Genomic DNA, 24,402 nt, shown 5'->3' with positions numbered 1-24,402 from the left:
GTGTTTTTCGGCAACGAATCCGGATGCTGATATACCCTTGCGAGAAGTACTTCTGAGAGGGGGTAGGATCAGTATACGACTGATGTGCCTTCAGTATACGACTGATCCTACATCAGTATAGGACTGATGTACCCTCGATACGGAAGTGGTTATGCCTTGCCTTTCTACTCGGTTCTTTAAGAGAAGGAAATGATGAGATTTTTCAAAATAGAAAGGCGTCTGCCGAAAACCGGCAGGACAATCTGCTTTTAAGATTCTATCCCATGCTTAAATCCGGAATTGCACTTTTTGTTAGTTGAATGATAGATTTGATAGTACCTGAATGGAGAAATGTGAGCAGGCTTTTACAGCCTGCTCTTGTAGATTTGTGCCATCGCTTTCTGATAGCGGTTCTCCAATTGCAGCAGGTTCGTCTTGCTTTGGTAGACTACGGATACCTCCACGAAATACTCAATCATGCTGATTTGTCCTCCCACAAGTGCTTGCTTCAGCAGGGCGAGGTCTTGCTGTTGGCCGAAGGTGCGTTCGTATTCCTCCATCGAGGCGTGCAGATTGCGTGCCTCTTCGTAAAGCTGCCATAGCGCGGAACCGGCCTGAAAAGTCGCATTCTCCCTCTGGGCATCAATGTTGAGGACTTGTGCCTTGGCCATTTTCACCTTGCAGCGATTTTCGAATATCGGGAAAGAGAAGCCTACTACCACGCCGTTCAGTGGGCGTCCCGATTCAGTGTTCCGACGATAGCCTAATTCCAGTTTCGGCAACCACCCTTGCCTGCTTGCCAAGGCACGTTGCCGGGCAGCAGAACTTTCGCCTTGCAAAGCTTGCAGCGTGGGGTCGGAAGCCAGCAATTCGGCAACAACCGGACGGAAATCTGCGGGCAGGGGAACGGCCGGGTATTCCGTCAGATGGAGGGTTCGGGCAGTGGGATAGCTGTCGGGCATGGTACGTCCGGGCACGAACGACCGATTCCCGTTGAGTGCGACCAACTCTTTTATCTTATTGTCTAAGGCGGTCTTGTTCAAACGGACTTCCGTTCGCACATTCAGTAGCTCCAGGTTTATCTTGTTGGTTTCCAGGATATTGGCATCGCCTGTTTTAAGCCGTCGGGCATACAAGGCAGATAGTTCTTCTGCATTCTTCAACCGTTCGTCGAACAGGCCTTGCAGGCGTTGCAGCATGATGATGTCCAGACATACCTCTTTCGCTTGGAGCAATACTTGTTGGCGGAAAACGACGGCTTGCGCATCGAGCGCATTCGTCTTGAGGCGGTTCATTTTTCCCCTCGTCACATAAAGGGTGGGGAAGTCGAAACTTTGGGAGACGACCAGTTCACTGGCCGTTTCATTGCTACTGCCCGAATCCCATAGGTGGGCATAAGACAGTGTAGGGTCGGGCAGGTTGTTGTCGGTCTTGTTCTCCAGCTTCTGCGAAGCGATGAGGTACGCATTGGCTTGCAACTCTTTATTGTTGGCTTCTATCTGCCGAAGAACGTCATCCATGCCGGATGTTTGTGCGCGCATCCCTGCAAATGAGAGGATGGCTGCACTGAGTAGGAAAATCTGTTTCATAACGGAAGCCTCTCTCCTGTCCTCTCCTGTAGAGGGGGCAGGATGAGAGTTTTTTTTAATTTGTATTTACTTAGTCGGATATCTCTTTCCTCTCTCTATGGAGGAGAGGCTGTAAACTATCGGTACAATAAACCCGTTCAGGAACGTAGAGGTCAGCAGTCCGCCCAAAATCACTTTGGCCATCGGGCTTTGTATCTCGTTGCCCGGCAGGTCGCCGCCGAGTGCCAGCGGGATGAGTGCCAAAGCGGACGACAAGGCTGTCATCAGAATCGGGTTCAGACGATCCAGCGAACCGCGTACAATACTGTCGTGCAGACTGTAACCTTCTCCTTGAAGATGCTTGTAGTGGCTGATGAGCAACATCCCGTTCCGGGTGGCGATGCCAAACAAGGATATGAACCCGATGATGGCAGGAATGCTGACCTCGCCCGTTGTGACAAGCAGGGCAAATACACCGCCAATCAAGGCCAATGGCAGATTGATGAGGATGATGGCACTCTCTTTCACGCTGCGGAACTCATGATAAAGCAGCAGGAAGATGACCACGATGGATATGAACGAGGTCAGTGCCAGTGTGCGGCTTGCAGCTTGTTCGCTTTCAAACTGGCCTCCATATTCAAGGTGGTAGCCTTCCGGCAGGTTTATCTGGTTGTCCACCCGTTGCTGTATGTCATTCACCACACTTCGCAGGTCGCGGTCCGACACATTGGCGGAGATGACGATTTTACGTTTCACGTTCTCTCGGCTGATAGTGTTCGGCCCCATGGCAGAACGGATTTCCGCCACATAGTTCAACGGGATTTTCTGTCCGTCGCCCGTATCGATCATCAGGTTGCCTATTCGCTCCATCCCGTTGCGAAAGTCCTCTTTGATGCGGACGGTAATATCGAAACTCTGTGTCTTTTCATAAACCTGAGAGACGGTTTCGCCTGCCAGACAAATGTTGACCGCTTCTGCGAATTTCGGTAGCGTAATGCCATATTTGGCAAGCATCTCCCGCTTGGGCGAAAGGATCAGTTGCGGCCGTTCGATCTGTTGCTCCACATTTAAGTCGGCAATTCCGGGAATGTCTTGAATGGCGTTCTTGATTTCGTTGCCTAAAGCGAACATGCGGTTCAGGTCGTCACCAAAGAGCTTGATGGCGATATTGGCCTTCGTTCCGGATAGCATGGCGTCGATGCGGTGACTGATGGGTTGTCCTATTTCGATGTTGGCTCCCACGATGCTACCTAACTTCTCGCGTACTTCGGCCACGAGCTCGCTACGCGGACGATTCTTCAGCTCAAAGGGAGCTTCAATCTCTGAAACGTTTACGCCCAAGGCGTGCTCGTCCAGTTCGGCACGCCCCGTTTTACGAGCCACGGTCTGTATTTCGGGAATGGAAAGCAGCAATTCTTCGGCACGGCGTCCCATCTTATCGCTCTCCTCCAGCGAGATTCCGGGGAGCGATGATAAGTTGATGGTAAACGAACCTTCGTTGAAGGGAGGAAGAAAAGAGCGTCCCAAAGTGAAGAAACAGGCAAGTGCCGTTATGAACAGCACGATGCTGCCTCCCAGTACGCTTCTATTGTGTGCTAACACCCGGGTCAGCGCTTGCTCGTACCATTCTTTCATTTTGCGTGCCACGACGGATTCATCATTTACACTTTCTTTTTTCCCGATATTTTCTTTTCCCAGCAGAAAGGAGCAGAGTACCGGTGTGACGGTCAGTGCTACAACGGTGGAGGCAGTCAGTGCCACGATGAATGCAATGCCCAAAGGTACGAGCATCCGGCCTTCCATTCCGCTCAGGAAGAACAGGGGCACGAAGCTCACGATAATTATTAATGTAGAGTTGAGGATGGGCATGCGTACTTCTTTGGAGGCGTTGAACACCACTTCTGTGATAGGCAGTTGTTCCTCGACGGGCTTCTGCCGGTTTTCGCGCAGCCGCTTGTACACGTTTTCCACATCTACAATGGCATCGTCTACCAGCGAGCCGATGGCGATGGCCATGCCACCGAGGCTCATGGTGTTGATGGTAAGTCCCATGCAGTGCAGGGCAAGAACGGAGGCTATCAACGACAGGGGCAGCGATACCAGTGAGATGACCGTGGTACGTACATTGGCAAGGAACAGGAAAAGGACGATGACAACGAAGATGCCACCCTCCAATAGCGACTTTTGTACGTTTCCGATGGAGCTTTCGATGAAACGGCTTTGACGGAAAATGTCTGTAGATACTTTCACGTCGGGAGGCAGGTTCTTTTGCAACTCTTTCAGTGAAGTTTCCAGTTTGTCGGTCAACTCCAGAGTACTTGTGGCGGGTTGCTTGGTGACGGTCATCAGCACGGCTGCTTTACCGCGTTCCGAGGCAGTACCCAGCCGCGGCTGTTTGGCTCCTGTGCCGATGTCGGCAATGTCTTCCAGCAAGACGGGGGCGTGAGAAGCGTCCTTGCTGCGCACAACGGCCTTGCCCATACGTTCCGTGCGGTCGGTGGACAATAGACCGCGTACAATGTATTCGTTGCCATACTCGTAAAGCACTCCGCCGTTGGCGTTCAGATTCATTTGGCGTGTTGCATCCATCACTTCATCCAGACTGATGTCGTAATGGCGCATCCGTTCCGGATCTAATCGAATCTGATATTCCTTGATGTCCCCACCCAATACGGCGACCTGAGCCACACCTCCGGTGGAGAGCAGGCGCGGACGTATGATGCGGTCGGCGATGGTGCGCAAATCCAGCATGGAAGTAGAGTCTGCTGTCAGGCCCACAATCAGCATCTCGCCTAAGATGGACGATTGTGGCCCTAATGTCGGTTTACCCACATTGGGCGGTAATGATTCGCCGACTATGGAGAGCTTCTCGCTGACAATCTGACGGGCTAAGTAAATATCCGTATCCCAGTCAAATTCCACCCACACAACAGAAAACCCGTTTGTGGAAGAGGAACGTACACGGCGTACACCGGTTGCACCGTTCACGGCCGTTTCAACAGGGAAGGTGACAAGCTGTTCCACCTCTTCCGCCGCCATACCGTTGGCTTCGGTCATGATGACCACCGTAGGTGCGTTAAGGTCGGGAAACACGTCCACTTCCGTATGCATGGCGGTATATGTACCACCAATCAGCAACAGCATGGATGCTGCCAACACCAGCATGCGGTTGCTAAGCGAATAACTGATTATCTTGTTTAACACGTTTGCTATATTTATTATTTATCAATTCTGCGTTTGTTCAATCGGAAGAGGCTTAATGTTCGTGGCTATGGGCCGGGATGGCATTGGCTGCCGAAGCCAGTTTAACCTGATAGGCTCCTTGAGTCACCACACGATCCCCGGATTTCACTCCGGAGAGTATCTGTACACATTCTCCATTGTCTGCGCCAAGAGTCACCAACTGTTTCCGATACCCCTCTTCGTCCAGTTGCAAGTAGACGAAGAAACTGCCTTGTTCCTCTGTCAGCGCACTGTGGGGCAGGGTGATGACGTTCTCCATCGGTGAAGAAAGCAGGAATACTTCTACATACGACCCGGGGATGATATCTCCTTTGTTGTCGAATTCGAAAGTTACGGGGACGTAGTAGCCGTTTTCGCCTGAGGCTTTCCCGTAAGAGAGTATGCGGCCGCCCAAATCTTTCAGTGCATATACCTTATTATTATAAGGAGTGCAGAAGTTAGCCGAACCGATGGTGCGCAGGTAAGGATAATACTTCTCAGACACATCGGCACGCAGGAACAATCTTCTGTTTTGAGTGATGCTCGCCAGAGGCTGGCCTATGGCTACGTAGTCGCCTTCTTTCACCAGCAAATCTTTCACATATCCGCCGATAGGGGCAACTACCGTTTGTCCACCGGCAGAGTGATTCTTGGCTACCGACTCGTAGCTGATACGGGCGTTCTGATAGGTTTGTTCGGCTTGGGTGAATTCCTTTTCCGACACTATTTTGTTGTCTACAAGCGCTTTCATACGCTCGTATTCTTTTTTGGAGGCTTCATAGGCCACACGGACTTTTTGTACCGGGTCACCGTCGCTCATGCCCTTTGATGACAATATGGCCAGTGCAGTACCTTTGCTTACGTCCATGCCTTCAATCACCTTGCCTTTGAATGACACGATGCCTGCCACGGGGGCTACCACCATACTTTCATCTCCCCGGGCGGCCAGCACTTGCCCTCCGGCTCTGATAACTTGATGGAAAACTCCCGGTTCTACGGTGCTCACAACTATGCCGGCAGCTTGTGCTTTGGCAGGGGGGAAGATAATCTCATCGCTTCCGTCATCATTGTTTTTTTGCTCCTCATGCTCGTGGTTACAATCTTTGTGGGCATGGTTGTGTTGTTCATGATTGTGGGGCTCATGATTGTGTCCTTCGTGGCATTTTTCGGACTTACTGTTGCAGGAGCCTAACAGGAATAATCCTATGACTCCCGTGAAAAAGATTTTTCTCATGATGTTTGTTCTTGCTTTTTTGTTTGGGTGCAAAATGGGGGAATGGAGCGTGCAATCCGGTTGCATGCTCTCAAATAGGTGTAAAAACGGCTTTCGATAATTATCGATAGCGTTTAAGCAAGAACAGAAGGAGGGGCGCGAAGTCCCGCGGCACGTGTGATAAACGTGCCGTGAAGAGATTCTATATAGATGCAATCCTGCCTTCGTGAGTCAAGTTCGGGTAGAATTAACAAATTGGAAAGCGGCTCTATGAATAAAGTGACCGCCCATAAGGTTTCGGAAAGCGAAGAAACATCGGCTCCGGGCGTTTGTTGCACGAAATGAGTCGTGAGACATCCGGTGTCGCAACAACAATGTCCGGCGTCGGAAGTATGGTGGTGTTCGCAGCAGTCGGCGGTGATATCGTTCTTCATGCATATCAGTCCGTCTGCATGATGATGGTGGGGAATGACAGGAACCATCAGCATGATCAGGCTGATGAAGAGAAGAAGTACGGATATGCGCTGTCTCTTTTTCATTCCTTTATCTTTGTATGGGCGCAAAGATAAAGGTTCATGATTTAATAAACAAGTGTAGAAAGGTAAAAAAGCGGTTTATTTCCTCTCCAGTTCGCGCAACGAATCCATTTTCTTCTTTTCGAGGAACTCGTAGATACCGCTCAAATGCTCTTTCACCTGCTTGTTGCCGAATTCGTAAACCTTGCTCACCAGCCCGTCCAGAAAGTCGCGGTCGTGGCTTACGAGGATGAGGGTACCGTCAAAATCCAGAAGGGCTTGTTTCAAGATGTCTTTGGTCTTTATATCCAGATGGTTGGTAGGTTCGTCCAATATCAACAGGTTGACCGGTTCGAGCAACAGCTTGATCATGGCAAGGCGTGTGCGCTCTCCGCCCGAAAGCACCTTTACCTTCTTCATGGACTCTTCGGGGCCGCCGAACATGAAAGCACCCAGCAAGTCGCGTATCTTGTTGCGAATTTCTCCTTTTGCCACATCGTCGATGGTCTGGAACACAGTCAGGTTCTCATCCAGCAAAGATGCCTGGTTTTGTGCAAAGTAGCCTATCTGTACATTGTGGCCTATTGTGAGTGTGCCTTCATGTTCTATTTCATTCATGATGCACTTCACTAAAGTAGATTTTCCTTCGCCGTTCTTTCCTACAAAGGCCACCTTGTCGCCCCGTTCTATGGTGAGGTTGGCATTTTTGAACACCACATGCTCTCCGTAACTCTTGCCCACGCTTTCCATGATGACAGGATAATTGCCCGAACGGGGCGAAGGAGGGAATTTGAGTCGCAGTGCCGAGGTATCTTCCTCGTCTACTTCAAGAAGTTCCAGCTTTTCCAGTATTTTTACCCGGCTTTGCACTTGCAGGGTTTTGGAATATGTACCTTTGAAGCGTTCGATGAATTCTTTGGTCTCGGCAATGAACTTCTGCTGTTCGTCGTATGCTTTCTGCTGTTGTTCGCGGCGTTCTTTACGCAGTTCCAGGTATTTGGAATAGTTTACTTTGTAATCATAAATCCGCCCCATGGTTACTTCGATGGTACGGGTAGTGATGTTATCCACGAACTTGCGGTCGTGGCTGATGACGATGACCGCTTTCCCGTTGTTGATAAGGAAATCTTCCAGCCATTGTATGGATTCTATGTCTAAGTGGTTCGTCGGTTCGTCCAGTAAGAGTACATCAGGCTTTTGCAATAGCAGTTTGGCCAGTTCGATGCGCATGCGCCATCCGCCACTGAAGTTGCTGGTGGGGCGGTCGAAGTCTTCGCGCACGAATCCCAGTCCGAGCAACGCTTTTTCTACATCTTCTTCATAGTTTGTAGCGTCTATGGCATAGAATTTCTCGCTCAGGGTAGATACGTGCTCGATAAGTTCCATGTAGCTGTCGCTTTCGTAGTCGGTACGCATCTCAAGTTCTTTATTGAGCCGTTCTATTTCAGCCTCCATTTCGTGCAGATGGGCAAAAGCTTGCGCTGCCTCCTGAAAGACAGTACGCCCGTCTTCTGTCATGAGGTGCTGAGGCAGATAGGCTATGATGCAATCTTTGGGAGCAGATATCTTGCCTCGGGTAGGTTGTCTCACACCTGCCAAAATCTTCAATAAGGTACTTTTACCGGCTCCGTTTTTCCCCATCAGGGCAATGCGGTCTTTTTCGTTGATAACGAATGATATGTCACTGAATAAAGTGGTGCCGCCAAATTCTACGGCCAGTCCGTCTATGGAAATCATTGCTTCTTCTTTTGAAATAGGGTGCAAAGATAGTGTAAACCGAATAGAGAATAAAAATAAGTTGTTCGTTTTTTTTGTATGGAGGGGTTGTCGGCCTTCGCTTCATGTGAAATCAAAGCATGCAGATGAAAGCGAACTCTCATCCTGAAATTATGAATGAGAGACTGTTCTTAGGAGGAGGCAGTGAGCTATGCAGCGAGTTAAAAAGGGGGAAAACGGTCGAAAAGAAGCCGGATAAAAAACTTTTCAAGGAAAATTAGATCGTTTCTTATGTTAAGAAACAGCTTATCTCCTCTAAAAATAAGAACTTTACATTATTTTTTATTATCTTTGCAACTATAAAACGAAATACAAAGGTCATGGAAACTGAAAAAATGTCGGAAGAGTACCGACCGCTTATTCTGGTCGCAGAAGATGATGAAAGTAATTTTAAGCTGATAAAAGCCATCATCGGTAAGAAATGCGAGATACTATGGGCAAGAAACGGCGAGGAGATTGTGAATTTATTTAAGGAGAATCGTAGCAAGGTTGAAGCAGTTTTGATGGATATCAAGATGCCTGTTATGAACGGTCTGGATGCTACGATGCTTATACGTGAGGAGGATAAGGAATTGCCTGTAATTATGCAGACAGCTTATGCTTTTATGTCCGATCGTGAGAAGGCTTTGGACTGTGGTGCATCGGAAGTATTAGTGAAGCCGATTACTTTGAATGCTTTACGCATGTGCCTAAGCAAGTACCTGCCAAAATTAGTTTGGTAAGAACGTATCGGTAAAGATTATTAAAACAGCGCTGGGTGGTAAGAATCGTAGTTAGTTACGGTTTTATCACCCAGTTGTTTTAATCCTTGTTGGCAATTTACTTTTTATTCTATATTCTTTTTCTCTCTTTCCTCCATCTTCCGCTTTACAAATCCTATCTTCAGGTTGGCTTCCTCCATGTTCTTTTTAATCTCGGAGATAGACGAGAGCAGTTGTGCCAGTTCATGGACATCGGCAAGGGCTTCGCGGTCTGTGGGAGACATGGCGGTGGAATAGGGACGTTCTCCTTGATATTGTACTTTTATGTTGTTGTCCTTATTTAAGTAAAGAAATCCCATGACGTTGCCGTCCTCTCCCATTTTATAATCTGCTTTTTCAATCTTTTCGCCGAGGTCGGTGGTTTCGTAGCTGTCTTTGGAGGCAGGTGTTTCGGCGAAGCTTCCGTCGGGAGCAATTACCTTGACTGCAATGTGGTGGATGTTGCGGAAGCCGCAATAGATGGAGGTCATACTCATTATGCCGTTTTCGTCTACCTGAAAGCGGAGGAAAGAGCGGTGCAGGTTTTTCTCTATGACTTGTGACGGATGCAGGTAGTGTCCGATGTTCTGATATTCGGCTTCTTTCTCAAAGATGTATTTGCTTTTGATGGCATCGAATACCTGTTGTTTGGCTTGAAGCATGCTGTCAAGGTAGAGCAGACTCCTTTCTTGTTCTTTCAGTTCGATTTCCTGCATCAGCCCGATGCCGGCACGGCGTACATCGAAAGCTTTGGGATAAAGCGTCTTGATGCTGTCAATGAGAATTTTCGCTTCATTGTAGTTGCCTTGCTCGAAAGCATTGCGGGCAGCTTGCAGTTTTTCTTCGGCTTTTTTCTCGGTGTCGTTGCAAGAGAAGAGTGTGCAGCATAGGCACATCATTAGCAATCTTTTCTTCATAATTGTAGTTCTTGGAGTTAGCGGGGGCAAAGATAGTGTAAAATTTAGAAATAATATCCGTATCTTTGTGTCCTCAAACTGATTAATTGACAAATGATAGAGTTGACGGCAGAAGAGCTGAAAGCGCGTTTCAGTGACGATATATTCAAGCAGATTTCCGAAACTGCTGATGAATTGGGAGTAGAATGCTATGTAGTGGGCGGATATGTGCGCGACATATTCTTGCAACGTCCCTCCAAGGATATCGATGTAGTGGTGGTGGGTAGCGGCATTGCAATGGCCGAAGCGTTGGGAAAGCGCTTGGGACACGGCGCGCATGTTTCTGTCTTCAAGAACTTCGGTACGGCGCAGGTGAAATATCGTGGCGTGGAGGTGGAATTCGTGGGAGCACGAAAAGAGTCTTATACGCACGATTCACGTAAGCCGATTGTGGAAGACGGTACTTTGGAAGATGACCAAAACCGCCGCGACTTTACCATCAATGCGTTGGCCGTATGCCTGAACCGTGCACGCTACGGAGAGCTGGTAGACCCTTTCGGCGGTATGGAAGACATGCGGGAGAGAACCATACGCACGCCGCTCGACCCCGACATAACTTTCAGCGACGACCCTTTGCGCATGATGCGCTGCATCCGCTTTGCTACCCAGCTGAACTTTTATATAGACGACGATACGTTCGATTCGTTATGTCGCAACCGTGATCGCATCTCCATCATCTCTAAAGAGCGTATTGCCGATGAATTGAACAAAATCATCCTTTCTCCCATACCCTCCAAAGGATTTATCGACTTGGACCGTTGCGGTCTGCTTCCGCTCATCTTCCCCGAATTCGTGGCTTTGCAAGGTGTGGAAACCCGTAACGGACGGGCACACAAGGATAATTTCTACCATACGCTCGAAGTGCTCGACAATATCAGCAAGCAAACCGACGACCTTTGGTTGCGCTGGGCGGCAATCCTGCATGATATAGCCAAACCCGTTACCAAGCGTTGGGAACCCCGCGCCGGCTGGACTTTCCATAATCATAACTTCATCGGCGAGAAGATGATACCCGGAATCTTCCGCAAGATGAAGTTACCTATGAACGAGAAAATGAAATTTGTTCAGAAGATGGTGAATCTGCACATGCGTCCCATCGTGATTGCCGACGATGTAGTGACCGATTCGGCCGTGCGTCGTCTTCTGTTTGAGGCCGGAGATGATATAGACAGCCTGATGACTTTGTGCGAGGCCGACATCACGTCCAAAAACATGGAGCGCAAGAAACGTTTTCTGAATAATTTCCGGCTGGTGCGCCAAAAGCTGAAAGACTTGGAGGAACGCGACCGTGTCCGCAATTTCCAGCCTCCGGTGAGCGGGGAAGAAATCATGAAAACTTTCGGACTTTCTCCTTGCCGTCAGGTAGGAGCGTTGAAGAGCGCCATCAAAGATGCCATTCTGGACGGTGTTATCCCCAATGAATACGAAGCTGCCCGTGCATTCATGTTGCAACGGGCGGAAAAAATGGGGCTGAAAGAGGTTTAGAACTTGTCTTATTCGTCTTCAGCCCGGAATCTGCGGCTTACTTTCATCCGGTTGATGGTGTAGGCCACTAGGTTCCGGGCTTCTTGCAGCACGTTGCCTGTATGTTGCAAAAAAGTTACAAAAAAGCTCCTGTGATGAAAGACGGGAAACGGGCCGGTTTCTTCGACCTGAGCCGTACTGTAAGTTCGACCGAAGCCGCACTGTAAGTTCGGCCGATGCCGTACTGTAAGTTCGACTGATGCCGTACTGTAAGTTCGACTGATGCCGTACTGTAAGTTCGACTGATGTCGCACTGTAACTTCGGCTGTTGCCGTACTGTAAGTTCGATTGTTGCCGTACTGTAAGTTCCTCGGTGTCGGAGAAAAAGCCCGTTTTCAAGGGGGATAAGGAGGCATCCGGCATTGAATGCCGGATGGATGAAGAATCTCAACGATTGTTGCGCTGTTTCAGGTATTCGTAGAAAGTGTATTGCGAGCGCACCCGCTCCTTTTGCGGATGGGTAGATTTCCAGCAGTTGCGCAAATGGTCGTCTACGAAGCAGGCTTTCCGCTTGTCGGACAGCTGGATGGAGAGCATGTCCGTCAGTTCCCTTTTCAAGTCCGGGTCCAGAATGGGAGTGACGGCCTCGATGCGGCGATAAAGGTTGCGGCGCATCCAGTCCGGCGAGCCGAGGAAGAGCTTCGGATTGCCGCCGTTGCCGAAATACCACACGCGCGCATGCTCCAAGAAAGTGTCTACGATACGTGTGATGCGGATATTACGGCTATATGCTTGTCCGGGGATGAGGCAACAAATGCCGCGCACGATGAGGTCTATCTCCACACCGGCTTCAGAAGCCTCGTAGAGCCGGTCTATCATGGTGGGATCTTGCAGCGCATTCATCTTGAGGATGATTCTGCCTCGTTTTCCGTTTTTTGCCAACTCTATTTCGCGATCAATGAGACGGTTCAGTTCCGGTATCAGGTTGAAGCGTGCCACAAGCAACCGGTGAAACACCGTCTTCTCTTTGCCTTGCAGGGTGCGGAAAAGATTGTGAAGGTCGTTCACAATCACCCGATTGCATGTGAACAGACCACTGTCGGCATAGAGGGTGGCGGTTTTCTCATTGAAGTTGCCCGTGCTGATGTAGGCGTAGCCGGGCAGCTTGTGTCCCTGCCTGTCGCGGCGCAGCACCAATGCCACTTTGGCGTGTACTTTCAGTTTGGGAATGCTGTATATGATGTTGATGCCGGCACTTTTCATCATTTCGGCCGTGGCAAGGTTGTTCTCTTCGTCGAAGCGCGCTTTCAGTTCAACGAACACCGTGACCTTCTTGCCGTTCTGGGCGGCGGCTATCAAGGTGTTGATGACGGTGGAGTTTTCTGCCACGCGATATTGGGTTGCCATGATTTCGCGCACGCTTGGGTCGTGTACGGCTTCGTATAAGAAATGTATGAAATGGTCGAAGGAATGGTAGGGGTAGTGTAGCAGCAAATCCTTCTTTTCCACATATCGGAAGATGGACTCGTGCTCGTCCAGGCAAGTCAGCTTCATGGGTTGCGGCTTCTTGACGGGGCGTACCGATTGGTTGGGATTAGGCAGGTGGCGCAAGTCTTCCATATTGAGATGCTTGTCGCCGGGCACCAACTCGCGGCGGTCTATGCGGTAGGCATCTACCAGAAAGTTGAGGAAGTCCGCGGGCATGGCACGGTCGTAGACAAAGCGGCAGATGGCGCCTATTTTGCGCTTCTTTACCTTCGTCTTCACCTGCTCTATGATTTCCGAAGTGGTATTGACCGTTTCGTCTATCAGTATATCCGCATCCCGCGAAATCTTGATGCAATAGCTGCTCTCCACTTCATAGCCGGGGAAGATGGTGTCGATATTGGCCTTTATGATGTCTTCGATGAACATCAGGTAGTAATTTCTCCCCACTTTGGGCAGTTGGATGAAACGCGGCACTTTGCTGTACGGCAGTTTCATGACGAAATATTGCGTATGGTCGGGCGAACCTGCCGGCAGGTTTTTGGAGTAAAGGCGCACAGCCAGATAGAGGCGGTTGTCGCGCAGGAAAGAGACGATTTTGTCTTTGCTTACCGGCACGGGCGACAGATAGGGGAATATCTCCTCATAGAAGAAGTTGCGTATGAACTCTTGGTGAAACGGTTTCACATTCCGGCTCTGATAGAAGATGATGTGGTGTTTCTTCAGGGCGGGCAGAATCTGCCGTTCGTAGATGCGGATGCGGTCTTCCAGTTGGCGGTTCACCTCATCATTGATCTCTGCAACCAATGCGATGGCCGACTGCACCGATTCTTCGTCGTTCTGCGTCACTCCGCCGGCTATGGCTTTGTGGTCGGCCACCCGTATTTTATAGAATTCTTCCAGATTGGAGGAGTATATGGAAATAAAGTTGATGCGTTCATACAAAGGCAGTGTATCGTCTTCGGCCTCCAGCAGCACGCGATAGTTGAAAGACAGCCAACTGATGTCACGCTTGAAGTATCTGTTCTCCATAAGATTTCGGTTTAAGCAGGCAAGATTCAAAACGGGCACTGAAATAAATCGGGCTCTTGCTCTTATTTTGTCCAAATATAATTACCTTTGTTTAATAAACAAAAGAAAGATGACAAAAATTGGTTTATTATCGGATACGCATGCCTATTGGGACGAGAAGTATCTGCACTTTTTCGAGCCGTGCGACGAGATATGGCATGCCGGAGACATCGGTTCGCTCGAAGTGGCGCAGAGGCTGGCCGCTTTCCGCCCGTTCCGTGCCGTGTATGGCAATATCGACGGGCAGGAAATCCGTCGGTTTTATCCGCAGACGTTGCGCTTCACGATAGACGGGGCGGAGGTGTTGATGAAGCACATCGGCGGTTATCCCGGCAACTACGACCCTTCCGTTAAAGGTTCTCTTTTGGTGCATCCGCCCAAACTTTTCATCAGCGGACATTCACATATCCTGAAGGTGAAGTACGACAAAACATTGGACATGCTGCACATCAATCCCGGAGCGGCAGGCATCTCGGGCTTCCATAAAGTGCGCACGTTGGTGCGCTTCGTTGTGGACAAGGGCACATTCAAAGACCTTGAGGTCATAGAGTTGGCAGGCTGAACGGCTGTCCGGAATCATTCGTCGCTGTTTCTGCCGAAAAAATCGGCCTGCATATTTTTTTATACATCCGGTTTGCATTATATTTGCAACCTGAATAGCAAGTAGAGCCGTGGGGCATCGTCCTCCTTCTTATTTTATTCTCCGTTTGATGTATCACGAAAAAAGAACTGAAATATGAAAGGAATCATTCTTGCAGGTGGCAGCGCCACTCGTCTCTATCCCTTGTCAAAGGCTATCTCCAAGCAGATAATGCCCGTCTACGACAAACCCATGATATACTATCCGCTCTCTACCTTGATGCTGGCAGGCATACGCGAAGTGCTGATTATTTCTACTCCGCGCGATTTACCCATGTTCCGCGAGTTGCTCGGAACCGGCGAAGAGTTGGGTATGTCTTTCTCTTATAAGATACAGGAAAAACCTAACGGGCTGGCACAGGCTTTCGTGCTGGGCGCAGAGTTTCTGAATGGCGGGCCGGGCTGCCTCATTCTGGGCGACAACATGTTCTACGGTCAGGGCTTCTCGGCCATGCTGAAGCGTGCCGCCTCCATCGATAAGGGAGCTTGCATTTTCGGCTATTATGTGAAAGACCCGCGTGCCTATGGCGTGGTGGAGTTCGATGACGAGGGGAAAGCCATTTCTTTGGAAGAAAAGCCGGCACATCCCAAAAGCAACTATGCCGTTCCGGGCCTTTATTTCTATGATTCTACCGTGACGGCCAAAGCGGCTTCCTTGAAACCTTCCGCCCGTGGCGAGTATGAGATAACCGACCTCAACCGTCTGTATTTAGACGAGGGCACGCTGAAGGTGGAGCTCTTCGGTCGTGGTTTTGCTTGGCTCGATACGGGCAACTGCGACAGCCTGCTCGAGGCGAGCAACTTTGTAGCTACCATACAGAACCGTCAAGGCTTCCGTGTCAGCTGCATCGAGGAAATAGCATGGCGCAAAGGCTGGATAGACGTAGACCAACTGTATCGCCTCGGCCAACAGCTTGGAAAAACAGAATATGGCAACTATCTGATGGAACTTGCCGACTCGCGGAGATAAGAAACGGGAGGATAGACCGAACTCTAAAGCTCATAATTCATAATCCAAAAAAACTCATAATGACATGAAGACGTATCTTGTGACCGGTGCGGCCGGTTTTATCGGAGCTAATTATATCAAATACATACTGGCAAAGCATGATGACATCAAGGTGGTGGTGCTGGATGCCTTGACCTATGCCGGAAATCTGGGAACCATCGTCAATGACATTGATGATGTGCGTTGCTTCTTCATGAAGGGCGATATTTGCGACCGCGCATTGGTGGATGACTTGTTTGCCAAGTATAAATTCGACTATGTGGTGAACTTTGCCGCCGAGAGCCATGTGGACCGCAGCATCGAGAATCCGCAGCTTTTCCTGATGACGAACATTCTGGGCACGCAGAACCTGCTGGATGCTGCCCGCCGTGCTTGGGTGACGGGCAAGGACGAGACCGGCTATCCTACTTGGCGCAAAGGTGTGCGCTACCATCAGGTATCGACGGACGAGGTGTACGGCTCGTTGGGTGCCGAAGGATATTTCACGGAGCAGACACCGCTATGTCCCCACAGTCCGTACAGCGCATCCAAGACGAGTGCCGATATGGTGGTGATGGCCTATCACGACACGTACAAGATGCCGGTGACCATTACTCGCTGTTCAAACAACTATGGCCCTTACCACTTCCCCGAGAAGCTGATCCCGTTGATCATTAAGAACATCTTGGAAGGGAAGAAGCTTCCCGTCTATGGCGACGGCAGCAACGTGCGCGACTGGCTGTATGTGGAAGACCATTGCAAGGCCATCGACCTTGTGGTGCGCAAAGGCGCGGAGGGCGAAGTCTACAATGTGGGAGGCCATAACGAAAAGACCAACTTGGAGATCGTGAAACTGACCATCTCTACCATTCACCGCCTGCTGGAGGAAGAGCCCAAGTATCGCGAAGTGTTGAAGAAAAAAGAGAAGGATGCTGCCGGTCAGATTGATATCAGCTGGATAAACGAAGAGCTGATAACCTTTGTCAAGGACCGTTTAGGGCACGACCAACGTTATGCCATCGATCCCGAGAAGATAACCCGCGCGCTTGGCTGGTATCCCGAAACGAAGTTCGAGGACGGCATTGTGAAGACCATTAAATGGTATCTGAACCATCAGGACTGGGTGGAGGAAGTGACCAGCGGCGACTATCAGAAGTATTACGAACGGATGTACGGAAAGAGGTAGTATTCTTTCTTGGTCGGATTGAAAAAAGAAGTGTGCCGATGTCTCTACGGAGATGCCGGCACTTTCTTTATAGAGACGTTGCCTGCCTCACTATAGAGACGTTGCCTGCCTCACTATAGTGGCGTTGCCTGCCTCGCTATAGTGACGTTGCTTGCCTCACTGCGGTGGCGTCGCTTGCCTCACTGCGGTGACGTTGCCTGCCTCACTGCGGTGACGTCGCCTGCCTCACTGCGGTGACGTCGCATGCCTCACCGCGGTGACGTCGCCTGCCTCACTGCGGTGACGTCGCATGCCTCACCGCGGTGACGCTTCCGCCCCCGTCGTAAGCCCTGTTTTGCCGGGCCCTACATCAGAATGGCTGCACTGAGCAGCAGCCCCATAAGCAGCATGTTGCGCGAGGTTTCGCCTAATATGCCGTTTAGTTCTTTGCCGCTTTGTATTTGGCACATCCGTTGCCACGTGCGTATGTGGAAAAAGAGATAGAGCAGTGGCATGAGCAGTGCCACAGGGTTGACGGGCAGGGCAGGGCTGCCTGTGACGGAGTTTATGAGGTCGTTGTCTATGCCGAACCGGAAAGAGAGCAGAGTGGCGGCAATGCCTAACCCCAAGTAGGCATAGCGTCCGAAAGGTTCGCCCAGACGTACTATCAGCGTACGTTTGCCGCTAAGGGCGTCTTGCTCGCGGTCGCGATAATTGTTTACTACCAACAAAGTGTCTATCACCAATCCGCAAACGAGCGAGGCCACAACCGCATCCGTGGTTATTTCGTAAGCCTGTACATAGTAAGTTCCTCCCACGGGAATAAAACCGAAGAAGACCAAAACCAGCAAGTCGCCCCATCCGTGATAGGAAAGTATCGTGGTGTAAAGAAAGGCAAACAGGATGCAAAGCGCTCCCAATCCTATCAGCTCCCATCCATCGTAAGGCAGTTGCCCCCGGCAGGTGTACAGCAATCCGCCGCCGGCAAGGCACGAGAGGAGGACGGCAATCCCGATGCCTTTCTTCATGGCTTCGGGTGTAATCCAGCCTTGTGCACAGGCACGTTCCGGGCCGAGACGGTCTTCACGGTCGGTACCTTTCAGATAGTCGTAGAGGTCGTTGATGAAATTGGCGGCCACCTGCATGCCACAAGCAAAGAGCAGGCACAGCAGGGCGGGCAGGGGAGTGAATACTTCGTCGGCAAGAGCCAGCGAAGTACCTGTCAGTACGGGGATGAAGGCACCCGTCAACGTTTTGGGGCGGGCGGCGAGCATCCAAGCGTGGATTGAGTTGGTTCTTACGGTTTCTATCATTGTTTTTCTATTATGGGGAAAAGCGGTTGTTCCGGCATCAGCACTACTCCTTGTTTTTTCTTTCCGTCCATCTTTACGATGAGCGGATGCTCAAAACGCACGTGGCGCAGATACTTGGTTTCATATGCGGCAGGCTGTGCGTTGAGGAAGTCCTGATTGTACACTCCGTCGTTCATGAAGGCATTGATGGTGAAGTAGCCTACGCCGAAGGAAGTCAGGTTCTGGAAGAAGTGAGTTCCTTGGCTCGGGTCTATGCGGTAATTGGTCAATCCTGCCTCCACTATGATGCGGGCTGCGCTGATGTGCGGCCACTTCACAGGAATGCCCAGCCACGTGTCGCTGCTTCCCCATCGTCCGGGCCCCACAAGGACATAATTCTTGCCTTCGTCCAGAAACTTCTGGTTCAGCTTTTCTATCTCCCATGCAATCTCCTGATTATGCGAGGCGCTGTAATCATCCGTCTTTACGTAGATCACGTCTTGCATCTCGTTCATGATGCCATGCCCCAGCGAATTGTTGGAGCGGAGCAATATCCGGTCGTCGGAGATGAGCGAGAGGTCTTCGTCCAGCATCTCCTTGCTGTCTACAATGGGGCGGATTTGCAGCAGGTAGAAAGTTCCGGATTTATCTTTCTCGCGGTTCAATGTAGCGGCGAACTCTATTTCTACGGGGCGTCGCATTTCCTGCTGCCCGTATTTCAGAACCAATTGCAGGATGCGTGCCAAGGGGAATACATCGTGCTGGAGGATATTGGCAAAGGTGATGACCTTGCGTCCGCCGGGGTAGAGCCCGTCGCGGATTATCTGGTCGTATGGGTCGTAGGTAGAAGCGATATAATTCAGCGAACCGTCCTTTTCCGCTTCCTTTACGTGGAGTTTCAGCAGGTTGAAGCCGTCGTCTATGGAGAAGTCGTGGCCGGCATTGCGCAGGTCGAGGGCGTAGAAGCGGGTCTGCGTCTCTTTCAGGGCGATTTCCATCTCGCTGGTTTGCAGCACTCGGGTGGGGTGGTAGGGCGAGAAACGCAGTGTCATGCCTCCGTCCACGATATACTTGCCCAAGCCGAGAGCCAGGTTCACAGTGCCCTCTTCCGCCTTCTCGTCACCGATGGGATAGTAATTGAGCGAGCGTGCCACGCCGGACATCGACGGATAGTAACGGTCACCGTAATAGTTGCCCGCCACTTCTTGCAGGATGACTGCCATTTTCTCTTGGTCGATGACGTTGCTCGTTGCTTGCATATATGCTTTTGAGTCGTGGAAATAGACAGAAGCATACACTCCTTTGATGGCGTCGCCCAGCATGCGCAACATTTCATACTTATCGTCCAGATAGGGAATCATGTAGGTATTGTAGATACCGGCAAACGGTTGGTAGTGGGAGTCCTCGAGCAGCGACGACGAGCGGATGGCTATGGGAGACTTCACCACGTCGAAGAAGGTGAAGAAGTCTTCAACCAACCGGTCGGGCAGTTTGGCTTTCAGGAAGTAGCGCAAGATGGTGTCATCGTCCGCATCCGACAGAGCCACCTGATATAAGTTGTTGGTATCCATGAACTCGTCGAACACATCCGTGCAGAGCACAACGGTCTTAGGGATGGCCACATTGGCATTCTCCAACTCTTCGAACTCGGGATGGTGCTTCACCATGTTGTCGATGAACGCCAGACCGCGCCCTTTTCCTCCCAGCGACCCGTCGCCTATGCGGGCAAAATTGGAGTAGCGGTCGAAGCGGTCGCGCTTGAAGACGGCCACCACTCCCTGGTTCTTCATCTTGCGATATTTCACGATGGCCTCGAAGATGATTCTGCGGTGTGCATCCACATCCTGCAAACTGTTCCATGTGATGGGTTTCAGAAACTCGGCCACCGGAAACATGGCACGCGAATAGAGCCATCGGCTGACATGGTTGCGGCTGATATGATAAAGGAACGATTCTGCCGGTACGGCAAACAGGATGTTCTGCAATTCCTTGAGGTTCTTTACGCGGGCAATCTCTTCCATCGTCTCCGGATTGCGGAAGATGAAGTCGCCGAAGCCGAAGTTGTCCGATACGATGCGACGCAAGTCCACATCCATTTTCTTGGAATTCTTGTCGATGAAAGTCGCTTCATATTTGGTGGCATACGTGGCATTGTCCGACTCGGAAGACTGTATGATGAGCGGAACGAACGGGTCTTCTTTCCGTATGGCGGCACAGAGCCTGATGCCTGCCAGTCCGTCTTTCTCACCGCGTTCAGTGTGAGGGAAGCGTACGTCGGTGATGACACCTAATATATTGTTCTTGTATTTGTTATAGAATCCGATGGCCTCTTCGTATGTGCGTGCAAGGACTATCTTGGGGCGTCCCCTCATGCGCAAGGTGCGTTGATGAGCGTTCAAGGCCTCGGTGGAGAATTCCTGACTTTGCTTCAGGATGAATTTGTACAGATTGGGAAGAACGGAGGAGTAGAACCGGATGCCGTCTTCCACCAGCAAGATGAGCTGCACGCCCACTTCATTGACGTCGTGCTCCAGATTCATCTTATCCTCTATCAGCTTGATGATGGATACCAGCAGATCCGTATTGCCCAGCCAGCAGAACACATATTCGAATGGAGTCAGGTCTTCGTTGGCTATGCGCTTGGTGATGCCGTGGCTGAAAGGCGTCAATATCACCATGGGGATGTGCTCGTAGCTACCCTTGATTTTCCGTGCCACGTCGAACCCTTCGTTGTCTCCCGTTCCCGGCATGCAGATGATAAGGTCGAAAGAGATGGAAGCGAGTTGCGCCAATGCTTCGTCGCAGGTAGATACTTGCGTGAAACGAGGTGGGTAGCGCAGAGAGAGTGAGGTATATTCATTGAATATCTTTTCGTCTATTCGCCCGTCGTCTTCCAGCATGAAGGCATCGTATGGGTTGGCTATCAAAAGGACGTTGAAAATGCGCCGTGTCATGAGGTTGGCGAACTGCGTGTCTTTGAAATAAAGCCGGTTCAAATTATACTTACTGAGCATGGTCTCTCGCAGTTGATGGTTTCATGTCACAAAAGTAATAGAATCAGGCCTAATCGGATGGTTTTTCCGTAACTTTTTTGTTTTTCCTGCATATACCGGGGGATGTATGGCATAGTTTCCATATCCTCACGAAGGGGAATGATGAGAGGCGGCGCACTTTTACATTATTGCCTGAGTTCGGGACAGGCGGTTCCTTTTGCTGAAGATGAGGGGGGGCTGCATCCTGTCGGCCGGATATTTCCCGGACTCAGGTATTATTCATTCATAAAGGAACGGTTTCCTTTATTCGTTCGTTAAAATCATCTCCGGAGAATGTTGGCATATCGAGTTTTCTTTTTACATTTGCACGTTCAACCATCGTTTCGGGTCAGAAACGGTCATACCTTATCATATAGAATTAATGAGAATAGAAACACTTTCAACCACAAAAAAAGCCGTTGTCGGCGTGCAATTTCTTTTCGTAGCCTTTGGCGCAACAGTACTCGTACCGCTTCTTGTAGGCATTAATCCTTCGACGGCGCTTTTCACCGCCGGATTAGGCACGTTCATCTTTCATTTCGTGACGAAAGGCAAAGTACCCATCTTTCTGGGCAGTTCGTTTGCCTTTATCGCACCCATCATCGCTGCTACCGAGCAGTGGGGATTGCCGGGGACATTGGCCGGGCTGACCAGTGTGTCGCTTGTTTATTTCCTGATGAGTGCGCTTGTGAAATGGCAGGGGAAGAACTTCCTCAATCGTGTGTTTCCACCCGTAGTCATCGGCCCCGTCATTATCCTCATCGGACTGTCTCTTTCGGGTAGCGCCGTGAATATGGCAAAAACAAACTGGTTGCTGGCATTCATCTCGTTGACTACGGCGATACTCGTGCTGACTTACGCACGCGGGCTGATTAAACTTGTGCCGGTGATTTGCGGCATCATCACGGGATATATTGCGGCCATGCTCATGGGAGTGGTAGACTTGGCACCGGTGGCGGCTGCTCCGTGGTTCACCAATCCGGTTTCGTTATCAACCATTACCCATTTTCAGTGGGCACCTTTTCTCTATATGATTCCCGTTGCCATTGCTCCGGTAATTGAACATATCGGTGATGTATATGTGGTGAGTGCCGTGGCCGAAAAAGATTTTGTGAAAGAGCCGGGACTGCATCGCACCATGTTGGGAGATGGATTGGCCTGTCTGGCTTCCGCTTTTCTTGGAGGGCCTCCCGAAACCACTTATTCGGAGGTGACGGGCGCCATGTCAATCACCAAGGTGACAAGCCCTGCCGTGATACGTGTCTCTGCTGCTACTGCTCTCGTCTTTTCGGTTATCGGTAAGCTGAGTGCGGTGTTGCAATCCATTCCCGAAGCAGTGTTGGGCGGCATCATGCTGTTGTTGTTTGGAACTATCGCAAGCGTGGGGGTGCAGAATCTCATTCAGCACAAGGTGGATATGAACGAGACGCGAAACGTGATAATCGTTTCCGTAACACTGACTATGGGCATCGGTGGTGCCGTATTGTCGGCCGATAACTTCGCTTTGTCGGGTATAGGGCTTTCTGCTATTGTCGGAGTATTACTCAATTTATTACTGCCGAAAACAAAGCAGCAAAAAACAGCTCAACAGAAATAAAAAGATAGACCGATTCTTGAAAAGAGAACGTATCGACTAAAAGTCTCTATATAATATAAGGTATAAGAGGCAGAGTTCACGGGCATGTGTCATAGAGGCAATGTCGATCCGTGAACTCTGCCTCTTGACATTTTATTATTAATTTATCAAAAATATGAGATAGTTCTTAGGTTGTTTGAAAAGTTTTCCTATATTTGCACTGTTCTTAGTTGACATTTTGTTTTAGAAACATAGAAGTTAACAAGGTAATAACCTATAAAACGTAATATTATGAATATCGAACGTATCATGGCCTCTTTGGAGGCAAAGCATCCCGGCGAGTCTGAGTATCTTCAAGCCGTAAAGGAAGTTCTTCATTCCATCGAAGATATCTACAATCAACATCCTGAGTTCGAGAAAGTAAAAATTATAGAGCGTCTGGTTGAGCCTGACCGTATTTTTACCTTCCGTGTAACTTGGGTGGACGATAAGGGGGAAGTTCAGACCAATCTGGGCTATCGCGTACAGTTCAATAATGCTATTGGCCCTTACAAAGGCGGTATCCGTTTCCATGCTTCCGTAAATCTGTCTATTCTTAAATTCTTGGGCTTTGAACAGACGTTCAAGAACGCGTTGACCACATTGCCTATGGGTGGCGGTAAGGGCGGTTCCGACTTCTCTCCGCGCGGTAAGAGCGATGCCGAAATCATGCGCTTCTGCCAGGCGTTTATGCTGGAGCTGTGGCGTCATCTGGGTCCGGATATGGACGTTCCTGCCGGCGACATCGGTGTAGGCGGTCGTGAAGTAGGCTATATGTTCGGTATGTATAAGAAGTTGACTCGCGAATTTACGGGTACTTTCACCGGTAAGGGGTTGGAATTCGGAGGATCGTTGATTCGTCCTGAAGCAACCGGTTTCGGTGGATTGTATTTTGTTCACCAGATGCTTGAGACTAAGGGAATTGATATAAAGGGAAAGACCGTGGCTATTTCCGGTTTCGGAAACGTGGCTTGGGGAGCTGCAACCAAGGCTACTCAGCTTGGGGCAAAGGTTGTCACCATTTCAGGACCCGACGGTTACATCTATGATCCGAATGGCATTAGTGGCGAAAAGATTGACTATATGCTGGAACTTCGTGCATCGGGCAATGACATTGTGGCTCCGTATGCCGACAAATTCTCCGGTTCTACTTTCGTTCCCGGCAAGCGTCCATGGGAAGTGAAAGCAGATATCGCTCTGCCTTGTGCCACTCAGAATGAGTTGAACGGTGAAGATGCACGGCATCTTATCGATAATAAAGTGATGTGTGTAGGTGAAATTTCCAATATGGGATGTACCCCCGAGGCCATCGACCTCTTCATTGAACACAAAATGATGTATGCGCCGGGCAAGGCAGTGAATGCAGGTGGTGTGGCTACCAGTGGATTGGAAATGTCACAGAACGCCATGCACCTCAGCTGGAGTGCCGCCGAAGTGGACGAGAAACTCCATGCCATTATGCACGGCATACATGCTCAATGCGTAAAATATGGAACAGAGCCTGACGGCTACATCAACTACGTGAAAGGTGCAAACATTGCCGGTTTCATGAAGGTTGCACACGCCATGATGGGACAAGGAATTATCTAAGAGAGAAACTTTGTTTAGTTGTATTTGTATTTGTGGTTTACTGCTGCCCTATGCCTGTGAAGGTATGGGGCAGCTTTTTTAGTAATATCGGA

General features: G+C 50.0%; 16 protein-coding genes. 7 read left to right on the top strand and 9 right to left on the bottom strand.

Annotation, left to right across the window (positions count from 1 at the left end):
- Positions 1-344: 344 nt before the first annotated feature.
- The 5 genes from EV202_RS02900 to EV202_RS02880 all read right to left on the bottom strand — a co-directional run bounded on the left by EV202_RS02900 (position 345) and on the right by EV202_RS02880 (position 8,234).
- On the bottom strand, positions 345-1,568 hold the full coding sequence (locus tag EV202_RS02900) for a TolC family protein (protein WP_131925315.1): 1,224 nt from the start codon (positions 1,566-1,568) through the stop codon (positions 345-347).
- A 66-nt stretch (positions 1,569-1,634) separates the two neighbouring features.
- Complete coding sequence (locus tag EV202_RS02895) at positions 1,635-4,751, bottom strand: efflux RND transporter permease subunit (protein WP_131925313.1); 3,117 nt, start codon at positions 4,749-4,751, stop codon at positions 1,635-1,637.
- Positions 4,752-4,803: 52 nt separating this feature from the next.
- Positions 4,804-6,003 carry an efflux RND transporter periplasmic adaptor subunit gene (locus EV202_RS02890; protein WP_131925311.1) on the bottom strand — a complete coding sequence of 400 codons (1,200 nt, stop codon included), beginning with the start codon at positions 6,001-6,003 and terminating at the stop codon, positions 4,804-4,806.
- 113 nt (positions 6,004-6,116) lie between these two features.
- A complete protein-coding gene (locus EV202_RS02885) occupies positions 6,117-6,521 on the bottom strand; it encodes a DUF6769 family protein (RefSeq protein ID WP_106068973.1) in 405 nt (134 codons plus the stop codon).
- Between the two features lie 75 nt (positions 6,522-6,596).
- A complete protein-coding gene (locus tag EV202_RS02880; protein ID WP_131925309.1) occupies positions 6,597-8,234 on the bottom strand; it encodes an ABC-F family ATP-binding cassette domain-containing protein in 1,638 nt (545 codons plus the stop codon).
- Positions 8,235-8,593: 359 nt separating this feature from the next.
- Here EV202_RS02880 and EV202_RS02875 point away from each other — a divergent pair, with 359 nt between their 5' ends.
- Positions 8,594-8,995 (top strand): response regulator, encoded by a 402-nt coding sequence (locus EV202_RS02875; RefSeq protein ID WP_106068971.1) that lies wholly within the window; start codon positions 8,594-8,596, stop codon positions 8,993-8,995.
- Between the two features lie 104 nt (positions 8,996-9,099).
- On the opposite strand, the gene EV202_RS02870 is transcribed toward EV202_RS02875, so the two are convergent.
- Positions 9,100-9,930, bottom strand: coding sequence for an outer membrane protein assembly factor BamD (locus EV202_RS02870; RefSeq protein WP_131925307.1), 831 nt, complete (start codon positions 9,928-9,930; stop codon positions 9,100-9,102).
- Between the two features lie 93 nt (positions 9,931-10,023).
- On the opposite strand from EV202_RS02870, the gene EV202_RS02865 reads away from it, so the two are divergent.
- On the top strand, positions 10,024-11,454 hold the full coding sequence (locus tag EV202_RS02865; RefSeq protein ID WP_131925305.1) for a CCA tRNA nucleotidyltransferase: 1,431 nt from the start codon (positions 10,024-10,026) through the stop codon (positions 11,452-11,454).
- A 426-nt stretch (positions 11,455-11,880) separates the two neighbouring features.
- On the opposite strand, the gene EV202_RS02860 is transcribed toward EV202_RS02865, so the two are convergent.
- Positions 11,881-13,950 (bottom strand): RNA degradosome polyphosphate kinase, encoded by a 2,070-nt coding sequence (locus tag EV202_RS02860; RefSeq protein WP_131925303.1) that lies wholly within the window; start codon positions 13,948-13,950, stop codon positions 11,881-11,883.
- A 109-nt stretch (positions 13,951-14,059) separates the two neighbouring features.
- On the opposite strand from EV202_RS02860, the gene EV202_RS02855 reads away from it, so the two are divergent.
- The 3 genes from EV202_RS02855 to rfbB all read left to right on the top strand — a co-directional run bounded on the left by EV202_RS02855 (position 14,060) and on the right by rfbB (position 16,802).
- Positions 14,060-14,551 carry a metallophosphoesterase family protein gene (locus EV202_RS02855; protein ID WP_131925301.1) on the top strand — a complete coding sequence of 164 codons (492 nt, stop codon included), beginning with the start codon at positions 14,060-14,062 and terminating at the stop codon, positions 14,549-14,551.
- Between the two features lie 174 nt (positions 14,552-14,725).
- A complete protein-coding gene (rfbA, locus tag EV202_RS02850) occupies positions 14,726-15,598 on the top strand; it encodes a glucose-1-phosphate thymidylyltransferase RfbA (protein ID WP_106068966.1) in 873 nt (290 codons plus the stop codon).
- Positions 15,599-15,662: 64 nt separating this feature from the next.
- On the top strand, positions 15,663-16,802 hold the full coding sequence (rfbB, locus tag EV202_RS02845; protein WP_131925299.1) for a dTDP-glucose 4,6-dehydratase: 1,140 nt from the start codon (positions 15,663-15,665) through the stop codon (positions 16,800-16,802).
- 344 nt (positions 16,803-17,146) lie between these two features.
- Here the strand turns inward: rfbB and menA are convergent, their stop codons facing one another.
- Both menA and EV202_RS02835 read right to left on the bottom strand, forming a co-directional pair.
- Positions 17,147-18,094, bottom strand: a complete 948-nt coding sequence (gene menA, locus EV202_RS02840; protein ID WP_394364502.1) for a 1,4-dihydroxy-2-naphthoate octaprenyltransferase — start codon at positions 18,092-18,094, stop codon at positions 17,147-17,149.
- Positions 18,091-21,087 (bottom strand): PEP/pyruvate-binding domain-containing protein, encoded by a 2,997-nt coding sequence (locus tag EV202_RS02835; protein ID WP_131925297.1) that lies wholly within the window; start codon positions 21,085-21,087, stop codon positions 18,091-18,093. Before EV202_RS02835 ends, menA begins: the two co-directional genes overlap by 4 nt.
- Before the next feature lie 400 nt (positions 21,088-21,487).
- Here EV202_RS02835 and EV202_RS02830 point away from each other — a divergent pair, with 400 nt between their 5' ends.
- Together EV202_RS02830 and gdhA are read left to right on the top strand one after the other, a co-directional pair.
- Positions 21,488-22,702 carry a uracil-xanthine permease family protein gene (locus tag EV202_RS02830; protein ID WP_106068963.1) on the top strand — a complete coding sequence of 405 codons (1,215 nt, stop codon included), beginning with the start codon at positions 21,488-21,490 and terminating at the stop codon, positions 22,700-22,702.
- A 270-nt stretch (positions 22,703-22,972) separates the two neighbouring features.
- A complete protein-coding gene (gene gdhA, locus EV202_RS02825) occupies positions 22,973-24,310 on the top strand; it encodes an NADP-specific glutamate dehydrogenase (protein ID WP_106068962.1) in 1,338 nt (445 codons plus the stop codon).
- Positions 24,311-24,402: the final 92 nt, after the last annotated feature.

This window comes from Prevotella heparinolytica (genome assembly GCF_004342845.1).
Taxonomy (GTDB): Bacteria; Bacteroidota; Bacteroidia; order Bacteroidales; family Bacteroidaceae; genus Bacteroides; species Bacteroides heparinolyticus.
The sequence above is the reverse complement of the archived record's forward strand: the minus strand, read 5'-3'. Positions and strand labels throughout refer to the sequence as shown.

Excerpts from the sequence above, each read along its gene's own strand:
- rfbA (WP_106068966.1), top strand. The coding sequence starts at position 14,726 with ATGAAAGGAATCATTCTTGCAGGTGGCAGCGCCACTCGTCTCTATCCC.
- EV202_RS02885 (WP_106068973.1), bottom strand. The coding sequence starts at position 6,521 with ATGAAAAAGAGACAGCGCATATCCGTACTTCTTCTCTTCATCAGCCTG.
- EV202_RS02855 (WP_131925301.1), top strand. The coding sequence starts at position 14,060 with ATGACAAAAATTGGTTTATTATCGGATACGCATGCCTATTGGGACGAG.
- EV202_RS02875 (WP_106068971.1), top strand. The coding sequence starts at position 8,594 with ATGGAAACTGAAAAAATGTCGGAAGAGTACCGACCGCTTATTCTGGTC.
- EV202_RS02880 (WP_131925309.1), bottom strand. The coding sequence starts at position 8,234 with ATGATTTCCATAGACGGACTGGCCGTAGAATTTGGCGGCACCACTTTA.
- EV202_RS02900 (WP_131925315.1), bottom strand. The coding sequence starts at position 1,568 with ATGAAACAGATTTTCCTACTCAGTGCAGCCATCCTCTCATTTGCAGGG.
- EV202_RS02890 (WP_131925311.1), bottom strand. The coding sequence starts at position 6,003 with ATGAGAAAAATCTTTTTCACGGGAGTCATAGGATTATTCCTGTTAGGC.
- EV202_RS02865 (WP_131925305.1), top strand. The coding sequence starts at position 10,024 with ATGATAGAGTTGACGGCAGAAGAGCTGAAAGCGCGTTTCAGTGACGAT.
- EV202_RS02830 (WP_106068963.1), top strand. The coding sequence starts at position 21,488 with ATGAGAATAGAAACACTTTCAACCACAAAAAAAGCCGTTGTCGGCGTG.
- gdhA (WP_106068962.1), top strand. The coding sequence starts at position 22,973 with ATGAATATCGAACGTATCATGGCCTCTTTGGAGGCAAAGCATCCCGGC.
- rfbB (WP_131925299.1), top strand. The coding sequence starts at position 15,663 with ATGAAGACGTATCTTGTGACCGGTGCGGCCGGTTTTATCGGAGCTAAT.
- EV202_RS02860 (WP_131925303.1), bottom strand. The coding sequence starts at position 13,950 with ATGGAGAACAGATACTTCAAGCGTGACATCAGTTGGCTGTCTTTCAAC.
- EV202_RS02870 (WP_131925307.1), bottom strand. The coding sequence starts at position 9,930 with ATGAAGAAAAGATTGCTAATGATGTGCCTATGCTGCACACTCTTCTCT.
- menA (WP_394364502.1), bottom strand. The coding sequence starts at position 18,094 with ATGATAGAAACCGTAAGAACCAACTCAATCCACGCTTGGATGCTCGCC.
- EV202_RS02835 (WP_131925297.1), bottom strand. The coding sequence starts at position 21,087 with ATGCTCAGTAAGTATAATTTGAACCGGCTTTATTTCAAAGACACGCAG.